We start from the raw sequence: 2,160 nt of genomic DNA, 5'->3' as shown, positions 1-2,160 counted from the left end.
ACCAGACCTGGGTCCTCGGCTACACCAAGGGCCTGGCCACCGCCTCCTTCTTCGGGGACCCCTTCAACTCCACCGCCCGCCTCGGCCGGAACATCACCGTCAACGGCCGGTACTACCCCGTCGTGGACGGCGCCTACATCGCCGGCCCGCAGTGGGCCCGCTACATGCAGCAGGCCTACCAGTTCTACGACCACGGCAGCTTCACCCCGCCGCCCAGGAACCTCGTCACCGGCTGAAGCACGCCCGGCTGGCCCGCCGTGGCGGCGGCGCCGGCCGGCAGCGTTCTCAGCCCGGTCTCAGCCGCCCGAGGAGACACTGGTGCGGCGGGCCCCAGCCGGACCTCTTGTGGAGCAGGAGGGGCGCTCCGGCCGGGGCCCGCCCCCGCGTGCCCGGGAGCCACCGGCCCGGTTAGGGGGCGGGCAGGAGCGAGCGGCCCCCTCTGGCCCTGCCCGCCCCACCAGCACCGGACCCCCCGCCCCCCGCGCCCGGCATCCCTGCACCTCCCCGCCGGACTGCGCTTCTGCCCAAGTGATCCGGACGGCGCCTGATCCGGGCCGGTGCGCCGCGCGGGAGTGCGGCCCGGGCCCCGGCCGCACACCCATGATTCTTCTTAGAGATCCCTTAGAGGGGCGCCTGCAGCATGGGGGCATGTCCTATGCCAATGCCCCGGTGGGGGCCGATGAGGGCGCCCTGGAGCGCCACGCGGCCCTGACGGGCCCTGCAGCTGTGCTGAAGGTGCCGGAGGTGACGGCACTGTTCTGGGCGGTGAAGCTGCTGACCACCGCCCTGGGGGAGTCGACCTCGGACTACCTCGTGAACGGCTTCAATCCCTACCTCGCGGTGGCCGGGTGCTTCCTGGCCTTCGCCGCGGCCCTGGCCCTGCAGTTCCGCTCCCGCCGGTACGTTCCGTGGGTGTACTGGCTCGCCGTGACGATGGTCGCGGTGTTCGGGACGATGGCCGCCGACGTCCTCCATGTCGTCCTGGGCGTGTCCTACGTGCTCTCCTCGGCCGGGTTCGCGGTGGTGCTCGCGGCAGTGCTGTGGGCCTGGTGGCGGGTGGAGGGGACCCTGTCGGTGCACAGCATCACCCGTGGCCGGCCGGAGGTGTTCTACTGGGCCGCGGTGTGCGCGGCGTTCGCCCTGGGCACCGCTGCCGGGGACCTGCTGGCCTACACGGCCGGGCTGGGGTTCCTGGGGGCGGGGATCGTGTTCGCGCTGCTGTTCGCGGCCCCCGGCGCGGCCAGGGCGGCGTTCGGCCTGAACGGGGTCGCCGCGTTCTGGGTCGCCTATGTCCTCACCCGCCCCCTGGGCGCCTCGTTCGCCGACTGGACCGGGAAGGGGCCCGAGGTCGGGGGCCTGGGCTGGGGCGACGGGCCGGTCTCGGCGGTCCTGCTGGCCCTCATCGTCGTCCTCGTCGGCTACCTCCAGTACCTGCAGCGACCCCGCCGGGAGCGCATCCTGCCGGCCTGAGGGGTGCCGGCGGCGGCCTCCGCGCACGGCAGGCTCCCAGCGACCTTTCGGGAAAGCGATGAGCCCAGCACAGCATCGCGGTCCATTGTGGGGAACAGGACCACGAAAGGGAGACCACCGTGAATGACGCCACACCGGACCCGGACCAGGGGAAGGGCCGCGCGGGCACCGGCCAGGGCGCTCCCGGCGCCCGGCAGCACACCGGGGGCGGCCGGGCGCCGGGCCGACGGCTGTGGGGGAGCGGTGCCCTCGCGGCGGGGATGCTCGCTGCGGGACTCGTCGGTGGGGGCGCGGCCGCGGAGGGCTATGCCCTGCTCGCCCAGGCCGCGCCCGGGCAGGCCCAGGCCGGGGCCTCGGTCCAGGCCAGCCCGGTCGTCGTCAACGACCGGACCAGCACGGATGCGGTGGCCGCCGCCGCAGCGAAGGCCTCCCCGAGCGTGGTCACGGTCTCCGTGTCCTCGGGCAGCGCCCAGGGCACGGGCTCGGGGGTCGTCCTCGACAGTGCAGGGCACATCCTGACCAACACGCACGTCGTCACGATCGACGGGCAGACGGCCACCCCCACCATCCAGGTCCGCACGAGCGAGGGCAAGGTGTACCCGGCCACGGTGGTCGGCACCGACCCCCTCTCGGACCTCGCCGTCATCCAGGTCCAGGGCGCGGCCCTTGCCCCGATCACGATGGGCGACT

General features: G+C 74.0%; 2 protein-coding genes and 1 pseudogene. All 3 read left to right on the top strand.

What is annotated here, in order from left to right; genetic code table 11:
- A pseudogene (locus tag V7053_RS18860) lies at positions 1–236 on the top strand (transglycosylase domain-containing protein); the annotation flags it as partial.
- Between the two features lie 412 nt (positions 237–648).
- Positions 649–1,470, top strand: coding sequence for a COG4705 family protein (locus V7053_RS18855; protein WP_334173783.1), 822 nt, complete (start codon positions 649–651; stop codon positions 1,468–1,470).
- Positions 1,471–1,589: 119 nt separating this feature from the next.
- The coding region (locus V7053_RS18850; RefSeq protein ID WP_334173782.1) for a trypsin-like peptidase domain-containing protein at positions 1,590–2,160 on the top strand (571 nt) is incomplete at its 3' end.

This window comes from Sinomonas sp., assembly GCF_036848755.1.
Lineage (GTDB): Bacteria > Actinomycetota > Actinomycetes > Actinomycetales > Micrococcaceae > Sinomonas.
Note: the sequence above shows the minus strand (reverse complement) of the source record. Positions and strands in the feature narration are given on the sequence as shown.

Bases quoted from the DNA above. Each gene is read 5' to 3' on its own strand.
- V7053_RS18855 (WP_334173783.1), top strand. From the start codon at position 649: ATGTCCTATGCCAATGCCCCGGTGGGGGCCGATGAGGGCGCCCTGGAG.